The sequence below is a fragment of the Pseudomonas sp. NBRC 111139 genome, assembly GCF_001753955.1.
Classification (GTDB): Bacteria; Pseudomonadota; Gammaproteobacteria; order Pseudomonadales; family Pseudomonadaceae; genus Aquipseudomonas; species Aquipseudomonas alloputida.
In genome coordinates, this window is record NZ_BCBP01000024.1 from 1 (window position 1) to 24,758 (window position 24,758).

General features: G+C 62.9%; 22 protein-coding genes. 8 read left to right on the top strand and 14 right to left on the bottom strand.

What is annotated here, in order from left to right; genetic code table 11:
* Positions 1 to 179: 179 nt before the first annotated feature.
* Positions 180 to 926: an SDR family oxidoreductase gene (locus BJQ17_RS08025; RefSeq protein ID WP_003247822.1), complete on the top strand. Its 747-nt coding sequence runs from the start codon at positions 180 to 182 to the stop codon at positions 924 to 926.
* Positions 927 to 935: 9 nt separating this feature from the next.
* Here the strand turns inward: BJQ17_RS08025 and BJQ17_RS08030 are convergent, their stop codons facing one another.
* From BJQ17_RS08030 to BJQ17_RS08050, 5 genes are all read right to left on the bottom strand, one after another.
* Complete coding sequence (locus BJQ17_RS08030) at positions 936 to 3,002, bottom strand: PAS domain-containing protein (RefSeq protein WP_003247824.1); 2,067 nt, start codon at positions 3,000 to 3,002, stop codon at positions 936 to 938.
* A gap of 62 nt (positions 3,003 to 3,064) precedes the next feature.
* Positions 3,065 to 4,726, bottom strand: a complete 1,662-nt coding sequence (locus BJQ17_RS08035) for a PAS domain-containing sensor histidine kinase (protein ID WP_070095862.1) — start codon at positions 4,724 to 4,726, stop codon at positions 3,065 to 3,067.
* Positions 4,727 to 4,783: 57 nt separating this feature from the next.
* The gene (gene mapR, locus BJQ17_RS08040; RefSeq protein ID WP_054889555.1) at positions 4,784 to 6,193 is read right to left on the bottom strand and encodes a GntR family transcriptional regulator MpaR; all 1,410 of its coding nucleotides are present in this window, start codon (positions 6,191 to 6,193) and stop codon (positions 4,784 to 4,786) included.
* A gap of 50 nt (positions 6,194 to 6,243) precedes the next feature.
* Positions 6,244 to 7,647: a cytochrome c oxidase accessory protein CcoG gene (gene ccoG, locus BJQ17_RS08045; protein WP_070095863.1), complete on the bottom strand. Its 1,404-nt coding sequence runs from the start codon at positions 7,645 to 7,647 to the stop codon at positions 6,244 to 6,246.
* A 121-nt stretch (positions 7,648 to 7,768) separates the two neighbouring features.
* Entirely contained in the window at positions 7,769 to 8,008 is a 240-nt protein-coding gene (locus tag BJQ17_RS08050) for a DUF3203 family protein (protein ID WP_003247835.1), read from the bottom strand.
* Between the two features lie 169 nt (positions 8,009 to 8,177).
* Here BJQ17_RS08050 and BJQ17_RS08055 point away from each other — a divergent pair, with 169 nt between their 5' ends.
* The gene (locus BJQ17_RS08055; RefSeq protein WP_003247836.1) at positions 8,178 to 8,696 is read left to right on the top strand and encodes an MgtC/SapB family protein; all 519 of its coding nucleotides are present in this window, start codon (positions 8,178 to 8,180) and stop codon (positions 8,694 to 8,696) included.
* A gap of 532 nt (positions 8,697 to 9,228) precedes the next feature.
* Here the strand turns inward: BJQ17_RS08055 and BJQ17_RS08060 are convergent.
* From BJQ17_RS08060 to BJQ17_RS08070, 3 genes are all read right to left on the bottom strand, one after another.
* Positions 9,229 to 10,128 carry a hydroxymethylglutaryl-CoA lyase gene (locus BJQ17_RS08060; RefSeq protein WP_003247838.1) on the bottom strand — a complete coding sequence of 300 codons (900 nt, stop codon included), beginning with the start codon at positions 10,126 to 10,128 and terminating at the stop codon, positions 9,229 to 9,231.
* Between the two features lie 19 nt (positions 10,129 to 10,147).
* A complete protein-coding gene (locus BJQ17_RS08065; protein ID WP_003247847.1) occupies positions 10,148 to 10,546 on the bottom strand; it encodes a MerR family DNA-binding transcriptional regulator in 399 nt (132 codons plus the stop codon).
* 75 nt (positions 10,547 to 10,621) lie between these two features.
* A complete protein-coding gene (locus BJQ17_RS08070; RefSeq protein WP_003247849.1) occupies positions 10,622 to 11,500 on the bottom strand; it encodes a helix-turn-helix domain-containing protein in 879 nt (292 codons plus the stop codon).
* Between the two features lie 173 nt (positions 11,501 to 11,673).
* Here BJQ17_RS08070 and pobA point away from each other — a divergent pair, with 173 nt between their 5' ends.
* The 3 genes from pobA to BJQ17_RS08085 all read left to right on the top strand — a co-directional run bounded on the left by pobA (position 11,674) and on the right by BJQ17_RS08085 (position 15,727).
* Positions 11,674 to 12,861 carry a 4-hydroxybenzoate 3-monooxygenase gene (gene pobA, locus BJQ17_RS08075; protein ID WP_014753390.1) on the top strand — a complete coding sequence of 396 codons (1,188 nt, stop codon included), beginning with the start codon at positions 11,674 to 11,676 and terminating at the stop codon, positions 12,859 to 12,861.
* 149 nt (positions 12,862 to 13,010) lie between these two features.
* Positions 13,011 to 14,801 carry a gamma-glutamyltransferase gene (gene ggt, locus BJQ17_RS08080; RefSeq protein ID WP_070095864.1) on the top strand — a complete coding sequence of 597 codons (1,791 nt, stop codon included), beginning with the start codon at positions 13,011 to 13,013 and terminating at the stop codon, positions 14,799 to 14,801.
* Positions 14,802 to 14,845: 44 nt separating this feature from the next.
* Positions 14,846 to 15,727: a LysR substrate-binding domain-containing protein gene (locus BJQ17_RS08085; RefSeq protein WP_003247855.1), complete on the top strand. Its 882-nt coding sequence runs from the start codon at positions 14,846 to 14,848 to the stop codon at positions 15,725 to 15,727.
* A gap of 152 nt (positions 15,728 to 15,879) precedes the next feature.
* On the opposite strand, the gene BJQ17_RS08090 is transcribed toward BJQ17_RS08085, so the two are convergent.
* Positions 15,880 to 16,932 (bottom strand): ornithine cyclodeaminase, encoded by a 1,053-nt coding sequence (locus tag BJQ17_RS08090; RefSeq protein ID WP_054889557.1) that lies wholly within the window; start codon positions 16,930 to 16,932, stop codon positions 15,880 to 15,882.
* Between the two features lie 187 nt (positions 16,933 to 17,119).
* Here BJQ17_RS08090 and BJQ17_RS08095 point away from each other — a divergent pair, with 187 nt between their 5' ends.
* Complete coding sequence (locus BJQ17_RS08095; RefSeq protein WP_003247861.1) at positions 17,120 to 17,542, top strand: Lrp/AsnC family transcriptional regulator; 423 nt, start codon at positions 17,120 to 17,122, stop codon at positions 17,540 to 17,542.
* A 74-nt stretch (positions 17,543 to 17,616) separates the two neighbouring features.
* Here BJQ17_RS08095 and BJQ17_RS08100 read toward each other — a convergent pair whose 3' ends face one another.
* The 4 genes from BJQ17_RS08100 to BJQ17_RS08115 form a co-directional block, all read right to left on the bottom strand.
* Entirely contained in the window at positions 17,617 to 18,216 is a 600-nt protein-coding gene (locus BJQ17_RS08100; RefSeq protein WP_060545450.1) for an START domain-containing protein, read from the bottom strand.
* An 89-nt stretch (positions 18,217 to 18,305) separates the two neighbouring features.
* The gene (locus tag BJQ17_RS08105) at positions 18,306 to 19,142 is read right to left on the bottom strand and encodes a bifunctional allantoicase/(S)-ureidoglycine aminohydrolase (RefSeq protein ID WP_003247865.1); all 837 of its coding nucleotides are present in this window, start codon (positions 19,140 to 19,142) and stop codon (positions 18,306 to 18,308) included.
* Positions 19,143 to 19,275: 133 nt separating this feature from the next.
* Positions 19,276 to 20,640, bottom strand: a complete 1,365-nt coding sequence (locus tag BJQ17_RS08110) for an LLM class flavin-dependent oxidoreductase (protein ID WP_070095865.1) — start codon at positions 20,638 to 20,640, stop codon at positions 19,276 to 19,278.
* Between the two features lie 16 nt (positions 20,641 to 20,656).
* Complete coding sequence (locus BJQ17_RS08115) at positions 20,657 to 21,637, bottom strand: aliphatic sulfonate ABC transporter substrate-binding protein (RefSeq protein WP_003247868.1); 981 nt, start codon at positions 21,635 to 21,637, stop codon at positions 20,657 to 20,659.
* A gap of 260 nt (positions 21,638 to 21,897) precedes the next feature.
* Here BJQ17_RS08115 and BJQ17_RS08120 point away from each other — a divergent pair, with 260 nt between their 5' ends.
* Together BJQ17_RS08120 and BJQ17_RS08125 are read left to right on the top strand one after the other, a co-directional pair.
* A complete protein-coding gene (locus BJQ17_RS08120; protein WP_003247870.1) occupies positions 21,898 to 22,788 on the top strand; it encodes a hypothetical protein in 891 nt (296 codons plus the stop codon).
* 148 nt (positions 22,789 to 22,936) lie between these two features.
* Positions 22,937 to 23,620 (top strand): TetR/AcrR family transcriptional regulator, encoded by a 684-nt coding sequence (locus BJQ17_RS08125; protein ID WP_004577026.1) that lies wholly within the window; start codon positions 22,937 to 22,939, stop codon positions 23,618 to 23,620.
* Positions 23,621 to 23,658: 38 nt separating this feature from the next.
* On the opposite strand, the gene BJQ17_RS08130 is transcribed toward BJQ17_RS08125, so the two are convergent.
* Complete coding sequence (locus BJQ17_RS08130; RefSeq protein ID WP_003247873.1) at positions 23,659 to 24,666, bottom strand: GlxA family transcriptional regulator; 1,008 nt, start codon at positions 24,664 to 24,666, stop codon at positions 23,659 to 23,661.
* Between the last annotated feature and the right edge of the window lie 92 nt (positions 24,667 to 24,758).

Consider the following 24,758-nt stretch of genomic DNA (forward strand, 5'->3'; position numbering starts at 1 on the left):
AGCCTCCTGAAGTCGCGAAGATCAAGATCAAGATCAAAAGCCAGATCAAAAGCCACATCAAAAGCCAGATCAACAGCCACATCAACAGCAGAGGGTTGGCTGTGCTGATCTTCGTCATTCCAACGCAGCGCCATTTCGCCTATTGTCGATGCTCCCTTCCCCAAACCATTGGCAAACCCATGGAGAACGTCATTGTCATCACCGGCGGCAGCCGCGGTATCGGCGCCGCCACTGCGCTGCTGGCCGCCCGCCAGGGCTACCGCATCTGCATCAACTATCACGCCGATGACCAGGCCGCCGAAGCCATCCTCAGCCAGGTCCGCGCCCTGGGCGCCGAGGCCATCGCGGTGCGCGCCGACGTCAGCGTCGAAGATGAAATCATCCAGCTGTTCCTGCGCGTCGACGATGAGCTCGGCCCGATCACCGCACTGGTCAACAACGCCGGCACCATCGGCCAGCAGAGCAGGGTCGAGGACATGTCCGAGTTCCGTCTGCTGAACGTCATGAAGACCAACGTCGTCGGCCCCATGCTCTGCGCCAAGCACGCCCTGCTGCGCATGGCGCGCCGGCATGGCGGGCAAGGCGGGGCCATCGTCAACGTATCATCGGTCGCCGCACGCCTGGGTTCGCCCAACGAATATGTCGACTATGCCGCCTCCAAGGGCGCGCTCGACACCTTCACCATCGGCCTGGCCAAAGAAGTGGCAGGCGAGGGCGTGCGCGTCAATGGCGTACGACCGGGGTATATCCATACCGGTTTCCATGCGCTTTCTGGCGACCCGGATCGCGTCAGCAAGCTTGAACCTGGCTTGCCCATGGGCCGAGGAGGGTATCCCGAGGAAGTGGCCGAGGCCATCCTCTGGTTGCTCTCGGACAAAGCCTCCTATGCCACCGGCAGTTTCATCGACCTGGGCGGCGGGCGCTGAGCGCGCCCCTCAAGGTTCCAGCAGCTCGCGAACCCGCTCTGCCAGTGCTTCCAGTTCGAACGGCTTGGTCAACACCAACGTACCTTGCAGCGGTTGGCCGTCGCTGAGCGCCGCGCTCTCATCGTAACCGGTGATCAACAGCACCTTGAGGTCCGGGTAGCGCTCACGGCAGCGTTCGGCTACCTGGCGGCCATTCAGGCCGCCAGGCAGGCCGACATCGCTCAGCAGCAAGTCTGGCCGTTCGCCGCTTTGCAGGTGGGTGAGGGCAGACGGACCGTTCTCGAAGGCGTCCACCCGATAGCCCAGCTCTTCCAACACTTCGCCAATCACCAGGCGCAAGGCCGTCTGATCTTCAACCAACAGAATGCGTTTTGCAGTCTCGCTGCTTCTTTGCAAGAGCGCGCGCGGAGGTTTGCTGATTGGCGCCTGGGCTTGCTCGTGGTGGCGGGGTAACAGCAGCTCGATGCGGGTACCCTCGCCAGGCACCGACAGCACCCGTAATTGCCCACCCGACTGGCGCACGAAGCCATAGGTCATGGACAAACCCAGGCCGGTGCCCTGGCCCATCGGCTTGGTGGTGAAGAACGGCTCGACTGCGCGCTCGACAACTTCAGCCGACATGCCGCTACCGTTGTCGACGATGCTCAGCCGCACGAACTCGCTGGCCGGCAGTTCCAGTGCCATGGCCTGCTCGTCGTCAAGCTGCAGGTTGTCGCCAATGATCTCGATCACACCACCGGCAGGCATGGCATCGCGCGCGTTGATGCATAAGTTGAGCAAGGCGCTTTCCAGTTGGGGAGGGTCGATGAAGGTCGGCCACAGCTGGCTGGCAAAGCGGCTGCTCAAGGTAATCGCCGGGCCGATGGTGCGGCGCAGCAGGTCTTCCATGCCGGCCACCAAGGTGGCCACTTGCGTGGAGCAGGGTTGCAGGGTCTGCTGGCGGGAGAAGGCCAGCAGCCGGTGCACCAGCGAAGAGGCCCGCTGCGCCGCGCTGCTGGACAGCTCCAGCAAGGGCGCCAGGGCGTCGAAGCGTGACTGCTCAAGGCGTTGCCGCATCAGCTCCTGGGCGCCCAGGATGCCGCCCAGCAAGTTGTTGAAGTCGTGGGCTATGCCGCCACTGAGCTGGCCTACGGCTTCCATCTTCTGTGCCTGGCGCAGCGCCGCTTCGGCCTTGGCCAAGCGTTCCTGCTCCTGTACTCGCTCACTGATGTCATAGGCGAACAGAAACGCGCCATGTACCTCGCCTTCTGGGTCGCGCAAGGCGTTGAAGCGCAACTCATAATGGCGCAGCGCGGGGGGCTTGCCGAAGGTGCCGATCTCGATGAACTGCTCGCCTGCCAGGGCGCGCTGCCACATCGGCAGAACAGGCGTCTGGCCGGCGGTGCCATCCTCGAACAACCCGGGCAGGTAGTCGCCGATTTCGGGTGTCCTCCCGTACAGCAGGTGGAAGTCATGCCTGGCCTGGCGATTGACAGCCAGCCAGCGCAGGTCCTTGTCGATCACATGCACATTGACCACACTGTGATCGACCAGCTCGGCAAACAAGCGTCGCTCCGCCAGTGCGGCATTCACCCGTTGTTCGAGCTCTTCGTTCAGGCGCTGCAGGGCCTGCTCTGCACGCCGGCGTTCGGTGACATCCTTGAACAGTACCGCTACCTGGCGTTTCTCGGCAGGTTCTATGCGAAAAGTGGTCACCGACAGCACGTGGCCCGTGGCAATCAGTTCCTGCTCGAAGTGCAGCGGTTCGCCGGTGCGAAGCACCGCGCCATAGCGGGCCACCCAGTCATCCGCCTCATCGGGCACCATCTCGCGCAGTTTTTGCCCGACCACGTTGGGGATGCCGGCGTGTTTGGCATAGGCTGCGTTGGCCAGCACGTGCACGTAGTCACTCAGGGGGCCATGGGGGCCATCGAAGAACTCGATGATGCAGAAGCCTTCGTCCATGGTGTCGAACAGTGAGCGATAGAAGTCCTGGTCGTGCGCCTGGTGGCTTGCAAGCCGTTGCTCCAGCAGTGTGTTCTGTCGCTGGAGGTCTTCGACTTGTTGGCGCAGTGAGTTCAGATCACGAGAAGGCATGCCTGCGTCCGGCCAATGAAAAGTCCTGACTTTAACGTGTTCACCTGCAGGCGAATAGCCACTCAGGGTGACTGGGCGGTGCTCCCCAGCAGCCGTTCAAGCGCCTGGGCAAGTGCTTGAAGATCGAATGGCTTGGCCAGCAGTTCGGTGCGCCGGTCGGGCCGCACTTTTGCCGTACTGTGCGCAAGGTCATAGCCTGTGATCAGCAGCACCGCTGCATGGGGGGCAATACTTCGACAGGCGTCCGCGAGTTGGTAGCCATCGATACCCCCAGGCAGGCCGACATCGGTGATCAGCAAGTCCGGTGCAGGGGCTTCCCGCAAGGCCTTGTATGCCTGCCGGCCATCTTCGAATGCCTGAACTTCATGGCCCTGATCTATCAATACCTCCAGCATGACCAGGCGCAGGGCCGGCTCGTCTTCCACCAGCATAACCCTGCACGCGCGCTGCTGAAGCGAGGCCGCAGGCGCAGGCCCCTCGACGTGGGGGTTGGGTGAAGCGGCGGCGATGCTTTCATCGCAGGGGAGATACAGGTTGATGGCCGTACCCTGGCCAGGCGTTCTATCGATGACCAGCTGGCCACCGGATTGCCGCACAAAGCCGTAGACCATCGACAGCCCAAGGCCAGTGCCCTGGCCGAGCGGCTTGGTGGTGAAGAAGGGCTCTAGGGCGCGCTGCATCACTGCTTTGGACATGCCCATGCCGGTGTCTTCAACGCGGATACGCAGAAACTGGCCAGTGGCCAGGCCCCGCTGTCTGGCTTCGGCGCCTTGCACTTCGACATTGGCGCAACCGATGCTCAAGGTGCCGCCAAGCGGCATGGCGTCACGGGCGTTGATGCACAGGTTGAGCAGCGCGTTTTCCAGTTGCTGTGCGTCTATTCGGATGGGCCATAGTCCGGCATGTGTCTGGTCGTGGTAATCGACATAGGGGCCGGTGGAGCTGCTGATCAGGTCGTGCATGCCGGCCACCAGTTGCTGCACATCGACCCGTTGCGGGACCAGCGTCTGCTGCCGTGAGAATGCCAGCAAGCGCTGCACCAAGGCTGCGGCGCGTTGGGCATTGTGCCGGCTGAGTTCAAGCAACTGCGCGGTGTCCGCCAGGCGTTGCTGCACCAGACGTTGCCCGGCCAGTTCCAGCGCGCCAAGGATGCTGGCCAGCAGGTTGTTGAAGTCATGGGCAATCCCGCCGGTCAACTGGCCGACCGCCTCCATCTTCTGCGCCTGGCGCAGTGCTTCTTCGGCCTGCTGCAGGCGTTCCTGTTCGGTCACGCGCTGCGTGATGTCATAGGCGAACAGGTAGCCGCCCTGAATTCGCTGCTGAGCATCGAGCCACGGGTGGTAGCGAATTTCGTAGTGGCGTGGTGCGTCGTCCAGCCCGAAGGTGACGGTGTCGATGAACGCTTCCCCTGCCAGTATGCGCGGCCATATCGGGGCCAGGCGGCCCATGATGTCGGGTTGACTGGTCAGGAACTGGGGTACGTAGTCGCCAATCTGCGGCACGAAGCCTCGGTAACGCTCGAAGGTTTCGCGCGCCGTGCGGTTGATGGCCAACAGGCGCATCTTGCGGTCGGCAGCAAACACGTTGGCCGGGCTGTTGTCGAGCAGTTCTCCAAGCAGCCTGTCATGCGCCTGGACGCTGTCTTCGCGCTCTGCCAGGCGTGCTTCCAGTTCTGCGACACGCGCTTGCAATTGTGCAAAGGACGCAAGCGTATCTGGCTGCATGACGAAGGCCTGATGATCGGATCGAGCAACTATAGTTGCCCCTCGGGCTCCTCGCTATCAGAACGAGCGAATGATCCGCCCGAGGGTTTCCATGGCCTGTTCGGCGCCGTCATGCCAGGGGCTGCCGTAGTTCAGGCGGATGCAATTGCCAAAGCGTCGGGTGGGCGAAAAGATCGGCCCAGGGGCGATGCTGATGCCTTGGGCCAGGGCCATGTGGAACAGCTTGAGGGCGTCCATCTGCTCGGGCAGTTCCAGCCACAGGAAGTAGCCGCCGGAGGGCTGGCTGACCCGTGTCTGCGCCGGGAAGTGGCGGGCGATGGCTGCCAGCATGTTGGCCTGCTGGCCCTCCAGCGCGTAGCGCAGCTTGCGCAGGTGGCGGTCGTAGCCGCCGTGTTGCAGGTAGTCGGCGATGGCCGCCTGGGCCGGCATGGAAGCACAAAGGGAGGTCATCAGTTTCAACCGCTCGATCTTCTGCGCAAAGCGCCCGGCGGCCACCCAGCCAATGCGATAGCCCGGTGCCAGGCTTTTGGCGAACGAGCCGCAGTGCATGACCAGGCCTTGGGTGTCGAAGGCTTTGGCGGGTTTGGGCGCCTGTTGCGAGTAGTACAGCTCGGCGTACACGTCGTCTTCGATCAACGGCACCTGATGGCGCGCCAGCAACTCCACCAGGGCCTGTTTCTTGGCCTCCGGCATGCTTGCACCTACCGGGTTCTGGAAGTTGGTCATGCACCACACGGCCTTTACCGGGTGCTTTTCCAGGGTCTGCGCCAGCACCCCCAGGTCCATGCCCTCGCGCGGGTGCACGGGGATTTCCACGGCCTTGAGCTTGAGCCGCTCCAGCACCTGCAGGCAGGCATAGAAGGCCGGGGCCTCGATGGCGACCAGGTCGCCCGGCTGGGTCACGGCCTGCAGGCACAGGTTCAGGGCCTCCAGTGCGCCGTTGGTGATCAGCAGCTCTTCCATCGGCAGCATCAGCCCACCGACCATGTAGCGCAGGGCGATCTGCCGGCGCAGCTGCGGGTTGCCGGGGGACAGATCGGTCACCACCATGCGCGGGTCCATGCTGCGGCTGGCACTGGCCAGTGAGCGCGACAGGCGTTGCAGCGGGAACAGCTCAGGGCTGGGAAAGGCTGAGCCGAAGGCAATGGTGTTGGGGTCCTTGATCGAGTCGAGGATCGAAAATACCAAGGCGCTGACGTCGACATCGGTAGACTCGCTCACCGGCTGCAGCGCTTGCGGCTCGCAGAACTGACGCGGCACGTGGGCGTTGACGAAATACCCGGAGCGCGGCCGGGCGCGGATCAGCCCGCGGCGTTCCAGCAGGTAATAGGCCTGGAACACGGTAGACGGGCTGACCCCGTGGGTCTGGCTGGCGTAGCGTACGGACGGCACGCGCTGGCCGGGGCCCAGCACCCCGGAGCGGATCAGTTCGGCAATGTCATCGGCGAAGCGTTCGTAGCGTTTCATTCTGGCCTTCTGTCAAAGCCTGGCAGGCAAGGTGGCGTGAGTGTAAGGGATCAGCGGTTCATGGGGGCGACGAAGCGACTGTGCGCCACGCTGCGGATAGCGGGGTTGTCTCGCTCGCTGATTTCAAAGCTCAGCGTCTGCGAGCTGCTGGTCGGGCGCTCGGCGAGCATTGCCACCGACACCGGCAGTTCGCTCATTTCGCCAGCAGGGATGACCAGTGCGCTATTGCCCTGCAGGGTGAAACCGTCAGCGTCCAGCAGGCGCAATTGATAGTGCTGGGAACGTTCGGTCTTGTTGATGACCTTGAGCAGGTAAATGTTCTCGATCTGGCCTTGGGCGTTTTCACGGAACAGGCCGCGGTCCTTGATCACATCCAGCGATACCATCGGGCGCATCTGCAGGGCCACCACCAGTGCCCCGATCATGACCAGCAGTGCGGCAGCGTAGCCCAACAGGCGCGGGCGCAGCCAGTGCGTGGTACCGCCTTGCAGGCTGTGCTCGGACTTGTAGCCAATCAGGCCGCGGGCGTAACCCATCTTGTCCATTACCCCATCACAGGCGTCGATGCACGCGGCACAGCCGATGCAAGCCATCTGCAAGCCATCACGGATGTCGATGCCGGTGGGGCACACCTGCACGCACAGGGTGCAATCGATGCAGTCGCCCAGTCCCTGGGCACCGACATCACTGCCTTTCTTGCGCGGACCGCGGGCCTCGCCACGACGCGGGTCGTAAGCGACCGCCAGGGTGTCCTTGTCGAACATCACGCTCTGGAAGCGCGCATACGGGCACATGTGCAGGCACACCGCTTCACGCAGCAGGCCGGCATTGATGTAGGTAGCGGCCGTGAAGAACAGCACCCAGAACAGTGCCACACCGCCCAGTTGCAAGGTGAGCAATTCTGCGGCCAGTGGCCGGATCGGGGTGAAGTAGCCGACGAAGGTCAGCCCCGTGAGCACGCCAATGGCCAACCACAGGCTGTGTTTGAGCGTGCGACGGGCCAGTTTGTTCAGGCTCCAGGGCGCCGCGGCCAGCTTGATGCGCTGGTTGCGGTCCCCCTCGGTAACCTTTTCGCACCACATGAATAGCCAGGTCCAGGTGCTTTGTGGGCAACTGTAACCGCACCAGACGCGCCCGGCGTAGACGGTGATGGCGAACAGGCCAAAGGCACAGATGATCAGCAGCGCCGACAGCAGGATGAAGTCCTGTGGCCAGAAGGTGGCGCCGAAGATGTGGAACTTGCTGTTTCCCAGGTCCCACAGTACGGCCTGGCGGCCGTTCCAGTTCAGCCAGGCCGTGCCGAAGAACAGTACGAACAGGGCGCCGGCAAAGCCGATGCGCAGGTTACGGTAAAGCCCGGTAAAGCTGCGGGTCTGGATGCCGCTGTCGGTGCGTCGCGCTTGGATGTTGGCTGGGGCGGTGGCGATCTCTGTAAAAGGGATTCTATCGTTCATGGTTCGGTGCTCATCAGGCCTCGATCAGGCATGAGCACTATGGCGCTGAAGCTGTTATCAGCACAGGTTCAGATTTTACGATAAAAACCATATCAGATTTGCCGCATGGCCCCGCCAAGCCTCATATCACCGAGCCTGGCGCGCTGGCCTTCAGATGCCTGCGGCTATCCACCGCACCCGCCACGGTCAGTGCATCGGCCTCGGTTTCGGTAATGGGCACGCGTTGGCCGGCCAGTATGGCCACCGACATACGCAACTGTTCGTCGGTGATGATCTCGATATCCGGGCCTTCGCCCTCGATGCGCAGGCCTTCGCCGATCAGTGTGCAGCGGCGGGTGGTTTCGTCGATTTCAATGGGCATGGTGGGGTCCTCCCGGGGTGATTACAGGGTGGACCGCGGTCAGGGGCCAGTTGCTGCATCAGCAAGCTGAGCGGCACTTTGCAGTACGTGTGACGGTCAACCTTGCAGAGGGCAGGCCTGCTGACGTGGCGGGCGGATTCATGAAGCTCAAGCAGGGGACACAACTGCGATGGACGTCATCTGGCAAGCAATCCAGGCGGAATTCGCCGATGTCACCGATGAGCGCGAGGTCACGCAAATCCTTGTGCGCTTGCTGATGGCTGCTGTGCTCGGCGCAGTACTGGGCTTCGAGCGCGAACACAAGGGCAAGTCTGCCGGGGTGCGTACCCACATGCTGGTGTCGCTGGGCGCCGCCCTGTTCGTGCTGGCGCCCAGTATGGCGGGGGCCGATGAACAGGCACTCAGTCGGGTGATCCAGGGCATCGTTGCCGGTATCGGTTTTCTCGGTGCGGGTACCATTCTGAAGGGTAACGGCCAGGACACCAGCCATGTGAAGGGCCTGACGACCGCTGCCGGGCTATGGATGACGGCTGCCATTGGCACGGCGGCTGGCATGGGGCGCGAAGCCACGGCGCTGATCAGCACGGTACTGGCCCTGCTGGTACTGGGCACGATGCCGTTGCTGGTGGAGAAGGTCGAAGGACAAGATGAGGAGAAGCAGAAGGAGGAAGAGGGCAGGAAGCACTGAGGGGAGCCGAAGCTCCCCTCAAAGCGTTGTTGCCTGCTCTTTTTTTATTATTGGGACCGGCCTTTTGTTGTTTTTGTCGGCTTGTCCTGGTGTTGCGGGCGACCCCCATGCGGGGTCAAGAGCAAACGTATTTTTTTGAGCGCTGACCTGCTTTCATCATTGCTGATCCGAACCTGGCTGCCGCTACCTTGAGGTAGTTTTATTGTTCTGTGCCAGACCGCGGGGCGAACCCCTGAAAAGCGTGTCGACTCCAAAAAAATCTGCTTGCTACGCCTCTGCCGTGTTGTTCTTGTTATGTCAGAGCCGTTACCTGTTGTTTTTATTGGGTATCGCGTTTTTTTTGTTCTTGTACCAGAGATATAGCAGGGTGCGTGCCAACTTTTAAAAACCCTTTAAAATCAATGACTTAAGAATTTTGGTCGACATCGCTCAGCCTGAAATTCTGCCGATTTGTTTCCCTGTTACCCGATTTTTTGCTGTGAAATGTGCGGGAGGTAACACTTCACCCACACCAATGTGACACCGGTGTGACCTATTGTGCGCTGCACGCCCGTGCTACCCGCGACCCGTTGTCGCGGCCCAGCACGCCGCTGATGCGCTGGCCGGCGGCTATCAGCCGGCCCAGGTCGATGCCGGTTTCAATGCCAAGCCCCTGCAGCAGGTACACAACGTCTTCACTGGCGATATTGCCGGTAGCACCCTTGGCGTAAGGGCAGCCGCCCAGCCCGGCTACCGAGCTGTCGAATACGCTGATGCCCTCGAGCAGGCTGGCATAGACGTTGGCCAAGGCCTGGCCGTAAGTGTCATGGAAGTGTCCGGCCAACTGCTCGCGCGGTACCTGGGCCGACACCACCTCGAACAGGCGTCGGGTGTCGCCTGCGGTGCCGGTGCCAATGGTGTCACCCAGCGAGACCTCGTAGCAGCCCATGTCGTGCAGGGCGCGGGCCACCGGGGCCACCTGCTCGGCGCTGACCTTGCCCTCATAAGGGCAGCCAAGCACACATGACACATACCCGCGCACGCGCACGCCGTGGCTGCGCGCAGCGTCCATGATGGGTTCGAAGCGCTTGAGGCTTTCGCTGATCGAGCAATTGATGTTGCGTTGCGAGAACGCTTCGGAGGCGGCAGCGAACACCGCTACTTCCTTGACCCCGGCAGCCAGGGCGTCCTCGAAACCGCGCAGGTTCGGCGCCAGTGCGGCATACGTCACACCGGGGCGCTGCTGGATGCCGGCGAATACCTCGGCAGAGCCGGCCATCTGTGGCACCCACTTGGGGGACACGAAACTGCCCACTTCTATATAGGCCAGGCCCGCTTCGGTGAGGTCGTTGACCAGGCGTACCTTGTCGGCGACGCTGATGGGCTGGGCTTCGTTCTGCAGGCCGTCGCGGGGGCCGACTTCGACCAGGCGGACGTGTTTGGGCAAGGACATGGCGGGTTTCCTGTGGCGTTCAGCGGTTGTCTTTGTTGTTCAGGGTGGCGGCCAGGGCTTGTTCGCAGCGCTCCTGGGCGGTGTCCAGTTCCAGTTGCATCTGGTGAATGTCCAGCATCTGCTGCTCCAGCTGGGCGCGGCGCTCGGCAATCTTCGCCAGCATGCTGTTGAGCTGTTTGAGGTTGCCGCTGGTGGGGTCGTACAGTTCGATCAACTCGCGGCACTCGGCCAGGGAAAAGCCAATGCGCTTGCCGCGCAGGATGAGCTTCAGGCTGACCTTGTCGCGCGGTGAGTAGATGCGTTCCAGGCCACGACGCTCAGGGCTGAGCAGGCCCTGTTCTTCGTAGAAGCGGATAGCGCGGGTGGTGATGTCCAGTTCGCGGGACAGGTCGGAGATGCTGTAGGTCTGAGTGCTCATGCTCGGGCTCGGCGTGGGGTATGCGGATATCCTGAGGGCAGGTTGACGTATACGTCAAGAAGAGGCCGCCAAGGATTATTCCGACAACCCTGATCTGCGATACGCATTGGGCGTTTGCCCACTCAAGCGCTTGAACCACCGGGCGAAGTAGGTCGGGTCGGTAAACCCCAGGCTATCCGACAACTGCCCAATGCTCATCCGCGTGTAAATAAGGTTGCGTCGCGCCTCCAGCAACAACCGCTGGTGCACCACCTGCAATGCAGTCTGGCCGCTCAGTGCCCGGCACAGCTGGTTCAGTTGCAAACTCGGAATATTCAGCCGCGCGGCAAAGTCTTCAACCGACAGATGCTCGCGGTAATGCGCTTCGACCAAGCGCAAGTATTGCCCCAGCAACAGGCGGTCACGTTCATCACGGTTACGCGGTGCCTGCCCTTGCTGCTGACGGCGGCTGATCCACACCATCAGCGCGGTCACCAACGCTTCCAGCATCGCGGCGCGTGCCGGGGCATTGCCTTGGTACTCCCGCTGCAAGGTGTCGACCAGGCTGCGCAGGTGCACGCGGTCATGGCCCAACGGATAACACGCAGGCTGTGCCAGCACCGTCAGTGGCGCGCCCAAGCGCTGTTCCAGGTTCGCTACAAGGGCAGTACCAAAGGTCAGGACATAGCCCTGGATATCGGCGCTGAAGCGAAAGCCATGCACGGTCATCGGTGGCACGACCTGGATCGCCGCTTCGCCGATGGCACTGCGCACGCCCTCGATCTCCACCTGGGCCTGGCCACGCTGTACATACAGCAGCTGGAACAGCTCGGCATGCTGGTGCGGCTTGATCTCCCAGTGATGCAGGCGGCTGCGTGCCGGGATCGACTCGCAGTGCAGCAGGTCGGTACCGGGCCAGGCCTGATTTTCGCCATACAGCTTGAACAACGGGACGCCGGGGAGGGTGGATTTCATCTGGGGTTGGCCTGTCCGTTAATCGAACGCTTTTCGTAAAAGTGCAGGTTTTTTATGGAATAGCACACTTAAACGGCGTTTTCTGCCAGTAAAAATGCAATGGCAAACCCTAACAGCAGATGCCGCCCCGCTGCCAGTCCCGGGCCGGTATCGTCCGAACAGAGACAACAACAATGAAAACTCAGGTTGCAATTATTGGTGCAGGTCCGTCTGGCCTGCTGCTGGGCCAGCTGCTGCACAAGGCCGGTATCGATAACATCATCGTCGAACGCCAGACCGCCGAGTACGTACTAGGCCGTATCCGCGCCGGGGTGCTGGAGCAAGGCACGGTCGACCTGCTGCGCGAGGCCGGCGTGGCCGAGCGCATGGACCGTGAAGGCCTGGTGCACGAGGGGGTCGAGCTGCTGGTTGGCGGGCGCCGTCAACGCCTGGACCTCAAGGCGCTGACCGGTGGCAAGACGGTGATGGTCTACGGCCAGACCGAGGTCACCCGTGACCTGATGCAGGCCCGTGAAGCCAGTGGTGCGCCGATCATCTATTCAGCCGCCAACGTTCAGCCGCATGAATTGAAAGGCGAGAAGCCCTACTTGACGTTCGAAAAGGATGGCCGGGTGCAGCGGGTTGACTGCGACTATATCGCCGGCTGCGACGGCTTCCACGGCATCTCGCGGCAGAGCATCCCGGAGGGTGTGCTGAAGCAGTATGAACGGGTTTACCCGTTTGGCTGGCTGGGCCTGTTGTCGGACACACCGCCGGTCAATCACGAGCTGATCTACGCCCACCATGCGCGCGGTTTCGCGTTGTGTAGCCAACGCTCGCAAACACGCAGCCGCTACTACCTGCAGGTACCTTTGCAGGATCGGGTCGAGGAGTGGTCTGACGAGCGTTTCTGGGACGAACTGAAAGCCCGTTTGCCCGCCGAGGTGGCGGCGGACCTGGTCACAGGCCCCGCGTTGGAAAAAAGCATTGCGCCGCTGCGTAGCCTGGTGGTCGAACCCATGCAGTATGGTCACCTGTTCCTGGTGGGTGACGCGGCGCACATCGTCCCCCCTACGGGTGCCAAAGGCCTTAACCTGGCGGCCTCGGACGTCAACTACCTGTACCGCATTCTGGTCAAGGTGTACCACGAAGGGCGCGTCGACCTGCTTGCGCAATACTCGCCGCTGGCCCTGCGCCGCGTGTGGAAGGGCGAGCGCTTCAGCTGGTTCATGACCCAACTGCTGCATGACTTCGGTAGCCACAAGGACGCCTGGGACCAGAAGATGCAGGAAGCTGACCGCGAGTACTTCCTGACCTCGCCGGCGGGGCTGGTGAACATTGCCGAGAACTATGTGGGGCTGCCGTTCGAAGAAGTGACCTGATCCGTCATTGCGCGAACCTGGCACTCACGCAGAGAGCAAGGGCTGCATTGGTCAGCGAATGGCTTGCCGGTATTACACCAAGGCTTGAAGTCGAGACTGCGTATGACCGACAGTGCTTCGCTGAATAGGTGATGGCAGGATGCATGACGATGAAATATCCCACCCCGCTGATCGGCGCTCTGTGCCTGCTGGCTACCAGTAACTGGGCCGGTGCCGACCAGGTATTGCCCGCGCCACCGGAACTGGCCTCCGGTTACCGCAGCGGTTTGCAGCCGGTGCACGCCAGCCGGCACATGGTCGCCGCAGCCAACCCGCTGGCCAGTGAAGCGGGGCGGGCGATGTTGCGTGCCGGCGGCAGTGCGATTGACGCCGCCATCGCCATGCAGATGGTGCTGACACTGGTCGAGCCGCAGTCCAGTGGGATCGGTGGCGGGGCGTTCATCCTGTACTGGGATGGCAAGCGCGTGCAGGCATTCGACGGGCGTGAGGCAGCACCTGCGGCGGTGACGGAAAAACTGTTCCTGCAAGCCGATGGCACACCCATGCCGTTCCGGGTGGCGCAGATCGGTGGGCGTTCGGTGGGCGTGCCCGGGGTGCTGCGTGCCCTGAAACAGGCCCACGAGCAGCACGGCAAGTTGCCCTGGCACGACCTGTTCGCCCCGGCCATCGCCTTGGCACGGAACGGCTTCGCGGTTTCCGAGCGCCTGCACACGCTACTGGCCGGGGACCCCTACATTGCCCGTTCACCCGCAATGGCCCGTTACTTCCTGGATGAACAGGGTAGGCCGTTGGCCGTGGGTACGATCCTGCGCAACCCTGAGTTGGCCCATACCTTGGAGCAGATCGCCGCACAGGGGCCCGAGGTGTTCTACAGCGGTGAAATTGCCGAAGCCATCGTCGCCACGGTGCGTGGCCATGCCAATGCCGGGTATCTGTCGCTGCAGGACTTGCAGCAGTACCAGGCCAAGGAGCGCGAGCCGTTGTGCGGTCCCTACAAGGCCTGGCAAATATGCGGCATGCCGCCACCCTCCTCGGGTGGGGTGACCGTGCTGCAGACCTTGGGCCTGCTCGAAGCCGTGCAGCGCACCGCGCCGCAACGCGACCTGGCAGCGCTGCGACCGCTGGCCACCTCGTCCCCGGCCCGCCTGGAAGCCCCGCCCTTGGCCGTGCACCTGATCGCCGAGGCCGAGCGCCTGGCCTACGCCGACCGCGCTCAGTACCTGGCCGACAACGACTACGTGCCCGTCCCGGTCAAGGCCCTGACCGATTCTGCTTATCTGGCCAGCCGCGTGGCGCTGATCGGCGAGCACAGCATGAAGCGCGCCCGCCCGGGCCAGCCGCAAGGAGCGGACTTGGCGCTTGCGCCCGACCGCTCGCCACTGCGCATCTCCACCTCTCACCTCAGTGCGGTGGATGACAGCGGCCAGGCCCTGGCCATGACCACCTCGGTGGAGGCCGCATTTGGCTCGCACCTGATGGTCAAGGGCTTCCTGCTCAACAATCAGCTGACCGACTTCTCGTTCATCCCCCACGAGCACGGCAAGCCTGTGGCCAATCGGGTGCAGCCGGGCAAACGGCCGCTGTCGGCCATGGCGCCGACATTGGTGTTCTCGCGTGCCACGGGCGAGTTTGTCGCGAGCGTCGGTTCGCCGGGTGGTTCGCAAATCATCGGTTACGTGAACAAGGCACTGGTCGGCCTGCTGGATTGGCAGCTCGACCCGCAACAGGCCGCGGGCCTGCCCAACTTCGGCAGCCGCAATGCCGGCACCGAAGTGGAAGCAGGGCTGAGCAGCCCGGCGCTGATCCGCCAGTTGGCAGCCTGGGGCCATGAGGTGACACCGATGACCATGACCAGCGGCATGCAGATCATCCAGCGCAGCGGCGAGGGTTGGTCAGGCGGTGCCGATCCTCGGCGGGAAGGAGTGGCCCTCGGTGACTAGCCGTGATAGAACGCAGACTTGCCATTCAGTTGTTGAATATCTAGATGTCTATCAGCGTGAAATCGAATAGGGCTCTGTTCGACCTCGACCTGCTGCGCGCCATTGTCGTGGTGGCCGACTGCGGCAGCTTCACCACCGCTGCCGCGCGGCTGCATTCGACCCAGTCGACGATCAGCCAGAAAGTGCGCCGCCTGGAAGACATGGTTGGCCACCGCCTGCTGGTGCGAGGCAACCGTGATGTGCTGCCGACCGACGCCGGGCAGACCTTGCTCGGCTATGCCCGGCACATGCTGGCCCTGAACGATCAGATGCTTGAAGCCCTGGCCGGGGCGATGGTGGGCACCACGGTACGGCTTGGTGTGCCCGAGGACTTCGTGGGCGGGCGTACCACCAATGCGCTGTCAGCATTCAGCCGGCTGCACCCACAGGTGAAGCTCGAAGTGACCAGCGGCTTGTGCCGTGACCTGAGCCAGGCCTATGACAATGGCGAACTTGACCTGGTGCTGCTCAAGCAGCGGCGCAACAGCCGTGAGGGTGTGGCCTGTTGGCCAGAGCGTCTGCAGTGGATCGACAGCGCACACACGCCTGCCTTCGAGCTGGACCCGATCCCGTTGGTCACCTTTCCGCCACGCGGCCTGTACCGCGAGGACATGATCAACGCCATCGAAGGCATGGGGCGGCGCTGGCGCATCAGCTTTACCAGTTCCAGCCTCAGTGGCATCCAGGCTGCGGTCGCCGATGGCATGGGTATCAGCCTGCTGCCACCCAGGGCGGCCACCGGCGAGCACAGGGTGCTGGGGGCCGGGCAAGGGCTGCCGGAGGTCGACAGCTATGAGATCGTCATCGTGCACCGGCCGACGGCGGATGTGATGGTCAAGGCGTTGGCTGAGGTGATGACGCAGTTGCTGGCGGGCGGTGGGATCTGACGGTCAGTGGGAAATACGCTTGCACACGACCCAACGCCAGTGCGATCACTGTGGGCTTTTCCGGCGAGCACGGGCTAAGCCCGTGCCATGCACCGTGCAGCCTGCTTAGCGGGCATGCCTGCTCCCACACGTTCGACTAAACCGATTCAATGTCAGGCAACCCGTCGGATGCGGCTTTTGCCAGCGCGGCCTCGGGTGTGGCTGAACAGGTCTTTCGGGTCGTCCTCAACCCACGGCACCAGGTCGATCTTGGCACCCATCCCGCGCTTTTCGGCTTGCTGTAGTACGTACCGTAGTACGGTGTAGTCTTCGAGGGCGAAGCCCACCGAATCGAACACAGTGACCTGGCTGTCGCTTTGGCGGCCCTCGGTTTCACCGCGCAGCACGCGCCACAGGTCGACCACCGGAAAGTCCGCCGGCAGCTGCTGGATCTCACCTTCGATACGGGTTTGTGGCTCGTACTCGACGAACACCCGTGCGTTGCGCAGCACATCGGCGTGCAGCTCGGTTTTGCCTGGGCAGTCACCGCCCACGGCGTTCAGGTGCATACCGGGCTCCAGCATGTCGGGGGTAATGATGGTGGCGTAGGCCTTGTCGGCCGTCACCGTGGTGATGATGTCCACGCCTTTCACTGCCTCGGCTACCGAGCTGGCTCGGCGGATGGTCAAGCCGCTGTATTCCTTGAGGTTGGCGATAAGCTTGGCGGTGGCCAGCGGGTCGGTGTCGTAGGCGACGATTTCTTCGATGCCCAGGTGCTTGTGGAAGGCCAGGGCCTGGAATTCGCTTTGCGCGCCGTTGCCGATCAGCGCCATCTTGCGCGCGTTCGGGCGGGCCAGTGCCTGGGCTGCCATCAGCGAAGTCGCTGCGGTGCGCAGGGCGGTGGCGATGGTCAGTTCGGACAGCAGCACCGGGTAACCGGAGTCGACATCGGCCAGTACACCGAAGGCCATCACCGTATGCAGGTTGCGTGCAGTGTTGGCCGGGTGGCCGTTGACGTATTTGAAGGCATAGCGGCTTTTGTCGGCGACCGGCATCAGTTCGATCACGCCCACTTCCGAGTGGCTGGCAACGCGCGCGGACTTGTCAAACGCCTGCCAGCGTTTGAAATCGTCCCGCAGGGCAGCGGCAAGCTCGCCAATAAACGGCGCTACGCCAATGTCATGCACCAAGTCCGACATGGTTGGAACATCAATGAAATACGTCATGCTCTTGCACCTTGTTATTGTGCGCTTGCCCGGCAGTGCGGGGTAAGCGCTTGAGATTATCGAAGTGAAGCCGCATGAACATTTTGATGACAGGTTGCGCCAATCGGAAGCATACAGGTTGTCAGTTTCGTCAGGCTTCTGGACAATCTGCCAACCCAACGTAGCAATCTGATTATTTGGCAGGCTTATGGACACGATCGATCGGGAACTGATTGCACTGTTGCGGGACAACGCACGTACCCCGGTGCTGACCCTGGCGAAGAAGCTGAAGGTGGCCAGGGCAACGGTGCATAACCGCATCACCCGGCTTGAAGAGCAGGGTGTGATCATCGGTTATACGGTGCGTCTGCGCTCCGATGCGCTGGACCAGGGGGTGCGGGCAATCACCAGCATCGGCATCAGCGGCCACCATGCCGCAGAGGTCAAGCACGCGCTGCGCGGGCATCCCAATGTGGTGGCCATCCACACCACCAATGGCCGCTGGGACTTGATGGCAGAGCTGCGCGCCGACACCCTCGAAGCGTTCGACCGGGCGCTGAACACCATCCGCTCGATCCCGCATATCGAGAACACCGAGACCAGCATCCTGCTGTCGACCTACAAGATGTGACCGCTGAGCCAGAGAGGGGTATTGCATAAAAAGCTGCTGGCCCTGCTGCAGTCGGTCTGCGGCCTGGCGGCACTTCAAGGTTGGCGCTCAGCCACCGCTCGCAACGTTCGCAACGTCACCACCGGTGTATCCACCACAAACCGGTTGGCCAGCCACCCCGGCACATCCCCGGCAGGGGCGGCCTGCAACTGGTAGGTCACCTCGGTCACCCGGTCACCCAGCGGTCTCATCTGCCACACGCCACTCAGGTGCTCTACCCGGATCAGGCCGTCAACCCTGGGGATCCTGTCGGGATCGGCGCTCAGGTGGCGCACCAGGGTACCGTCGACCAGGCGTTCGCTGGTCACTTTCAGCACGATGTCCCGTGACCTCGCCGGCCAAGGCAGCTGAGTGGTCAGGTACACCCAGGTGTTGTCACCCTCCACATCCAGCAGCCGCATCTGGTCACAGGCGTACAGCCACTTGCAGGCCACCCGCAGGTTATCCTGCAGGTCAGTGAGCGTGCGCAGGCTGGCTTTCATGGTGCTGACACCACGAAATTGCTGGTAGGGCGAGTCGCCTGCATCTTTCAGGTACACGCGAATGCCTTCGCGGTCGTAGGCCAGGTGCCAGTCATCGGCGGCCAGGGCAGAGGCGCACAGCAGCAAGGCCGCGAGCAGCAGGCAGCGGTTCATGGCCGGTACCCTGCAGGGGTGGGTATTTCAGTATGCGCGGCAAACAGAAAGCCCGCCAGGTTGGCGGGCTTGCGGGCATCAGCCTGGGCTTAGCGCTTAGGGTTCAGTGTCAGGTGTACGTGACGGTTCACGTCCTTGTACAGCAGGTAGCTGAAGTTGCCTGGGCCGCCGGCGTAGCAGGCTTGCGGGCAGAAGGCGCGCAGCCACATGAAGTCGCCGGCTTCCACTTCGACCCAGTCCTGGTTCAGACGGTACACTGCCTTGCCTTCCAGCACGTACAGGCCGTGTTCCATCACGTGGGTTTCTGCGAACGGAATCACACCGCCCGGCTGGAAGGTGACGATGTTCACGTGCATGTCGTGGCGCATGTCGGCCATGTCGACAAAGCGGGTGGTTTTCCAGCGGCCTTCGGTGCCCGGCATCTCGATGACGGTGGCGTTGTCGCGGTGGGTGACGAAGGATTCCGGCACGTCCAGGCCTTCAACCTTCTGGTAGTGCTTGCGCAGCCAGTGGAAGGTGACGTTGGACTTGCTGTTGTTACGCAGGCTCCACTCGGCGCCCGGGGCCAGGAAGGCGTAGCCGCCAGGTACCAGGGTGTGGTGTTTGCCTTCGACGGTGATGTCCAGTTCGCCTTCGACGATGAACACCACGGCTTCCGCGTCGGCGTCCAGCTCAGGGCGCTCGCTGCCGCCTTCCGGGGCCAGTTCGACGATGTACTGGGAGAACGTTTCGGCAAAACCGGTCAGCGGGCGGGCGATGACCCACATGCGCATCTTGTCCCAAAAGGGCAGGTGGCTGGTGACGATGTCACGCATCACGCCTTTAGGGATGACGGCATAGGCTTCGGTGAACATGGCACGGTCAGTCAGCAGCTCGGTTTGAGCCGGGTGCCCACCGTGGGGGGCGAAGTACGAATGGTTCGACATGGACGATCTCGACTTGTTGTTCTCTCCCCATGCCTTGAACCGCACCGGCCGGTGCGGCGCAGGGGATGTGGCCACAGAATAGGGTCGAGTGCGTGCCATCCACAAATTAAATGTTGGAATACCCGGTATTTGATCACTGAATGCTGACCTGACGCCCAACGTGCCGTTCGGGCAGCTGGCCGCCGCGGCCGAACAGCTTGTGGCGCAAGGGGCCCTCGGTGTAGCTCAGCGGGTAGCGGCCGCGCCGTTGCAGCTCGGGCACCAGCAGGTCGACCACATTGGCCAGGTCGTCCGGTTGCACGGCGTAGGTCAGGTTGAAACCGTCGATGCCGGTATGGTCCAGCCAGGTTTCCAGCTGGTCGGCCACCTCGCTGGCAGCGCCGATCAGCACGGGGCCGCGACCGCCGAGGCCAACGAACTCGGCGGCTTCGCGTACGGTCCAGCGGCGAGTGGGGTCGGCGGCGGTAAAGGCTGCCAGGGCTGCACGGCCAGCATCGTTCTCGACGTACTCGATCGGTGCATCGGGGTCGAGGCCGGCGAAGTCGATACCGGTCCAGCCTGACAGCAGCGCCAGGGCAGCGTCCAGGTCGACATAGCGGCGATAGTCGTTAAAGCGGGCCTCGGCTTCTTCCCGCGTGGGGGCGACAATCAACAGCGCCTGGGCGTAGATCAGCACTTCGTCACGGCCACGCCCGGCCGCTTCGCAGGCCTGGCGGATGCCGTCGGCGTAGCGGCGCAACACCGTCGGCGTTGGCCCGCTGATGAACACGCATTCGGCATGCCGTGCGGCAAACTGTTGGCCGCGTGCCGACGCACCGGCCTGGAACAGCACCGGGGTGCGTTGCGGCGACGGCTGGCACAGGTGCATGCCGGGCACCTGGAAGTGCTCGCCCACATGGTTGATCGGGTGTACCCGCGAGGGTTCGATATAGCGCCCGCTTTCACGCTCCAGCAGCACGGCGTCGTCGTCCCAGCTTTTCTCCCACAGTTTGTACAGCACCTGCAGGTATTCCTCGGCCAGGTCGTAGCGTTGGTCGTGGCCCAGTTGACGCGCCAGGCCGAGGTTGCGCGCAGCGCTGTCCAGGTACCCGGTGACGATGTTCCAGCCGACCCGGCCATTGCTCAGGTGGTCGAGCGTGGACATGCGCCGGGCGAAGGGGTAGGGGTGTTCGTAGGTCAGCGAAAAGGTGACACCGAAACCCAGGTGCTCGGTCACCCCGGCCATTGCCGGCACCAGCAGCAGCGGATCATTGACCGGCACCTGCACGCCACCGCGCAGGGCGGCTTGCGGGCTGCCTTGATAGACGTCGTAGATACCCAGCACATCGGCGATGAACAGGGCGTCGAACAGGCCGCGCTCGAGCAGGCGGGCCAGGTCGGTCCAGTAACTCAGGCGGTTGAACGCCACACTGGTGTTGCGCGGATGGCGCCACAGCCCAGGGGACTGGTGGCTGGCAGCGTTCATGCTGAAGGCGTTGAAGCGGATCGGGCGAGGCATGGTCAGCGCGCTCCGTTCAAGGCAACACGGAAGCCGGGTAGACCGCTTCGGCCACCTGTAGCTTGCGTGGAATCAGGCCCAGGCCCTGGAAGGTGTCCGCCAGCTTCTGTTGTTCGGCAACGATCTGCGGGGTGATAGCGACGGCGTTGTAGTTGCGCCGTTCGCTGGCCACTTCCAGCACCTGGGTGCTGATCCCCAGCTGCGGTGCCAGCAGCGCGGCCACTTCGGCGGGCTTGGCGTTGGCCCACTGGCTGACCTTGCTCAGCTCGGCAAAGAAGGTTTTCAGCAGTGCACGGTGCTCGTCGGCATAGCGGGCTGTGGACAGGTAGAAGGTGCGGTTGTTGGACAGGCCGCTGCCGTCGCGCAGGTTCTTCAACCCTGGCTGGCTTTCTGCGGCGGCGAGGAATGGGTCCCAAAGGGTCACGGCCTGCACACTGCCCGATTGCAGGGCGGCCACGGCATCGGCGGCATTGTTGACGTAGGCGGGGGTAATGTCCTTGTAACTGAGGCCAGCCTGCTGCAGGGCTACGGCCAGCAGGTACTGGGCATTCCAGCCGCGGCCGGTGGCCACGCGCTTGCCTTTCAGGTCCTGCACACTGGCCAGGTGGTCCTGCTCGCGCACGACCAGGCCAATGCCGCGTGGGTAGGGTTGTTCGGCGGCCAGGTAGACCACAGGCTTGCCGGCGGCCTGGGCGAACACCGAGGGGGCATCGGCTGCGTGGCCGAGGTCGATGGCGCCGGTGCTCAGTGCCTCCAGTAGCTGGGGGCCTGCGGCGAACTCATGCCAGCTGACCTTCACACCTTGCGGTGCCAGGGCCTTCTCCAGGGCGCCGCTGCCTTTGAGGATGTTGATGCTGTTGAATTTCTGGTAGCCGATGCGCAGTGTCCTGGCGTCGTCGGCAATGGCTTCGGACCAGGGCAGCAGGGCGCTGGCGACGCTGGCCAGTAAACCGCCGATCAGCAGACGGCGTAATGGGGAGAAGGCATGTTTGGGCATGGGCATTGCTCCTTGAATCGGGTGAGAGGCGATCTGCCCAGACTAAGGAGGTGGCGTTTGGCTTTCAATTTATATATTCCAGTTTGTTAGATTGTTTAGTTATTTTTATATCCTTTTGTTTTTAGTAGCAGGGTGCCTATCGTTGTTGGAGGCGCCATGGGCTGAGATCGGCGGGTCCTGCAGCACCCGTTTGTGCAGCTTTCGACATTTTTTTCACATTCGCTTGCTAGGATCCGCAACGATTCCGAGGAGCCCCCTTCATGCCGCACATCCTGCGCAAGCGCAGCGCCCGCATCGCCTTGACTGCTACCTCCGGCCTGCTCGCGGCCACCTTGGGCTTCTTCGCGTGGCAGAGTTTCTACCCGGTTCAGGCCGCTACCGGCTGGGATGTTGAGGTGTTGCATCGCGACGTAACCAAAGCCGCCTCGCTGTTACCGCAAACGGATGGCAGCCTGCTGGTCAGCCGTGAACTGGATGACGGCCGGGGCAGCATCCTCAAGATCACGGCTACGGGCGAGCGCGTCGTGCTGATCGATAACCTGTCCAAGCCCGACGGTATGGTCGCGGCGCAGGGCGGCTGGGTGTTCAGCCAGGAAGGTGGCCTGGCACCTGTCAGCCTGTCCCGCGATGGCCAGGTCACCCGGCTGTTCGACGGCGAGAGCGTGCAAGGCCTCTGGAACGAAGGCAACTATCTTTATGCCATCGAAGACCGCAAGGGCAATGGTCGCCTGATGCGCTATGACTGGAGCAGCGGGCAGCTGGATGTACTGCGGTCCGGCCTGACCGAAACCGAAGGCCTGACCCGCTGCAGCGACGGCCGCCTGCTGTACACCGAAAAGGCCAATGGCAGGGTCCGCTCCCTGTCCGACGATGGCAGCGACCCGGTGGTGGTCGACGGTCTGCGTAACCCTACATTCTTGTATTGTGATCAACGTGGCCTATGGATCAGCGAGGACAACACACACCGTGCGCGCCTGCTGCGCATCGATGCCGATGGCAGCCAGCAAACGGTGCTGACTTTCCTCAAGGCTCCCCAGGCGATCATCGCCGATGGTATCGGGGGTTATCTGCTCGCTGAAGGTGGGCGTAACCGCGTGCTGCGCCTGACGCCCGCGCCGGCGCCCGCGACTGCTACTGCCCAGCGTAACTGACTGTGCGCCTGGCTGATGATCAGTGCCTGCAGGCTGACCGCGCTGCTCGAGCCCAAGGCATCATGGCTACCCGACCAACAGCGTGCTTCCCTGCATGGCCGCGCTAACGGATAATCCCGGCATTCCAATAAACAGCCTGTGAGTGGGTATGAGTGATTCCGTAGTCGGCCTCGGCCAGCCTGAAACCGAAGGGGTGCGCAAAACGCGCAAGAACAACCCTGAGAAAACACGCGAGGACATCCTCCAGGCCGCCATCAACGAGTTCGTTCAGCAAGGGCTGGCCGGCGCCCGCGTCGACGCCATCGCCGAACGCACCGCCACTTCCAAGCGCATGATCTACTACTACTTCGGCAGCAAGGAGCAGCTGTATTGCGAGTGCCTGGTGAAGTTGTACGGGGATATCCGCAAGACCGAACAGAGCCTGGACCTGGAGTCGTTACCGGCTGAGCAGGCGATCCGCCGGCTGGTGGAGTTCACCTTCGATCACCATGACCGCAACGTCGATTTCGTGCGCATCATCTGCACCGAAAACATCCACTATGGCGAGTACGTCAAGCAGTCGCCGGCCATTCGCGAAATGAGCAGCCTTGTGCTGGAGGCCCTGGGCAACACCCTGCGCCGTGGCGTTCAGGAAGGCGTGTTCCGCGCCGGCATCGAGGTCATCGACCTGCACATGCTGATGAGCTCGTTCTGCTTCTACCGGGTGTCGAACCGCCATACCTTTGGCGAGATCTTCCAGATCGACCTGTCTGATGAGCAAATAAAGCTGCGCCACAAAGCCATGATCTGTGATGCGGTGTTGCGGTATATCCAGCTCGAGCCTCGTACCTGAGATTGCTCGAGCGCCTGGGCTGGCTCAAAGGGCCTCGGTCACTCGCCCAGCCGTTGCTCGCGCGACGGCGGGTAGCCGAAATACGCCGCATAGCACTTGCTGAAGTGCGACACCGAGACAAACCCGCAGGCCACTGCCACTTCCATTACCGACAGGTCGGAATACTGCAGCAGCCGGCGGCTCTTGGTGATGCGCAGCTCCATGTAGTAGCGCCGGGGCGACGTGCCCAGCTGGGCCTGGAACAGGCGGTCGATCTGCCGCCGCGAGCGCCCGCTGTAGGCGGCCAGCTGGTCGAGGCTGAGGGTTTCCTCGAGGTTGTTCTCCATCAGCTCGACAATGGTGCGCAGGTGCAGGCTCATGGACTTCTTCGCCCCAGGACCCACCTGGCGGTAGCGCGCACCGGAGAATGACAGGATTTCCTCGACACCTTCGGCCAGGCCATCACCATACAGCCGGCGTACCAGGCCCAGCATCAGCTCCATGGCGCCATTGGGGCTGGCGGCGCTGAGGCGGTCACGGTCGAGGGTAAAGCTGGCCGGGGTGATGCGGGTTTGCGGGCTGCGCTCCGACAGGCTGGCACGTTGCTCGGGGTGGATGCTGCAACCGTAGTCGTCCAGCACCCCGGCACGGCCAAGGAACCAGGCGCCGTTCCACAAGCCGCCCAAGGCCATGCCGTGGGCCGCGCAATCGTCCAGCAGGCGATCGAGTTCCGGGTACTTGAGTGGTGTGCGCAAGCCGCCACAGACCACCAACAGGTCCAGCTCCTTCAGCGCCGCAGCGGACAGCTCGGTGGCTACCAGTTCCAGCCCCAGGTCGCTGAGCACCCGGTCGCCGTCCAGCGACAGCGGGGTGAACTGGAAGCTGTCGGCACGTAGCAGGTTGGCCGTGACCAGTACGTCCATGGCCACCGTGAAACTGGCCATCGAGAAGTGTTCGAGCAGGATAAAGTCGACCCGATAGGGCGCCTGGGCATTGGCGCTGCTTGTTTTGAGCCGTAGCATGTTGCTGGTGCTGGTCTTTTGGCTGAACTGGCGTGGCGTGGGCACTCTGAACTCCGCTTCCTGGCTGGCCCGCAGAGTGTGGACGGTGCCCGGAGGAAAGACAATCTCCCGGGTGGCTGTGTCGTATTACAGGTCGT